The organism is Oleiphilus sp. HI0079, assembly GCF_001635105.1.
Window position 1 is genome coordinate 1 of record NZ_LWFT01000191.1, and the last position, 973, is coordinate 973.

Annotated in this window: 3 protein-coding genes; 1 reads left to right on the forward strand and 2 read right to left on the reverse strand. The window is 47.5% G+C overall.

The features are described from left to right. On the forward strand, nt 1-237 hold a 237-nt coding region (locus tag A3750_RS26730), incomplete at its 5' end, for a hypothetical protein (RefSeq protein WP_231871686.1). Here the strand turns inward: A3750_RS26730 and erpA are convergent. Next, a complete protein-coding gene (erpA, locus tag A3750_RS02775) occupies nt 234-587 on the reverse strand; it encodes an iron-sulfur cluster insertion protein ErpA (protein WP_068458547.1) in 354 nt (117 codons plus the stop codon). The two genes, A3750_RS26730 and erpA, sit on opposite strands and share 4 nt — an antisense overlap. 66 nt (nt 588-653) lie before the next feature. Beyond that, on the reverse strand, nt 654-973 hold a 320-nt coding region (locus tag A3750_RS02780; RefSeq protein WP_197474836.1), incomplete at its 5' end, for a polymer-forming cytoskeletal protein.

The window sequence follows — 973 nt, forward strand, 5'->3', positions numbered from 1 at the left end:
CGCTTCGCCGAATCAAAATCAGCACCTTGGGACTGCTGGCCGGAGCTACAAAGTCTTATAGTACTGTCTTGTACTGAACCATCGGCAAAGGAGAACACAGACATGACAGGTCTGATTCGCTATATCTTGTTGGGAGATGATGGCGTTGTTTCGGAGGAAGGTGGCAAGAAAGCCTGGGAAAGACATCTAAGAGAAGCGACGAAAGCGCTTCTCTTACTCGATCGCGATTCAAACTAAATGGTAAAACTCGATCCGCAGCCGCAGGTTGTCGTCGCATTTGGATTATTGATTACAAACTGAGCGCCTTTTAGACCTTCGCTGTAATCGACTGTCGAACCAACGAGGTACTGATACGACATCGGGTCAACAACAAGATTCACCCCCATGTTCTCAATCACCGTATCGTCGTCGGCTAACTCTTCATCAAAAGAAAAGCCATACTGAAACCCCGAACAGCCACCTCCAGTCACGTAAACACGTAACTTCAATGCTGGGTTTTCTTCCTCTTCTATCAAGTTCTTTACCTTGGTTGCTGCCGCATCGGTAAAGATCAATGGAGAAGGGATATGTGACTGGACAACGCTCATCGGAACTCCTGACTGCTCTCTCGGCCGGCAATTATCTGCTTATCCGACAAATTTAGTCAAGTATTCCTATTTACTTGCGGACGAACTAACAGCCTTAAGCTCTATGGCATCACTACCCGTCGGTTCGTTTTGCTTCTTTGGGGCATCGTTCTCGTGCCTCTCTGGCTCTTTGCGATGCACAAGATTACCGTTTACTTCGGCACCCATCGCCATCTCAATAAGGTGGTAATAGACGTTACCTTTTATCGATGCGTTCTCCGCGAGCTCTATATGGCTCGATGCATAGACGTCACCATGAACGGTGCCATTAATGATGATATGCGGTGCATAAACATCGCCATCGATCTCACCAATATCACTGATACGTACGACGGCCTCATTGTCCT

Excerpts from the sequence above, each read along its gene's own strand:
- erpA (WP_068458547.1), bottom strand. The coding sequence starts at position 587 with ATGAGCGTTGTCCAGTCACATATCCCTTCTCCATTGATCTTTACCGAT.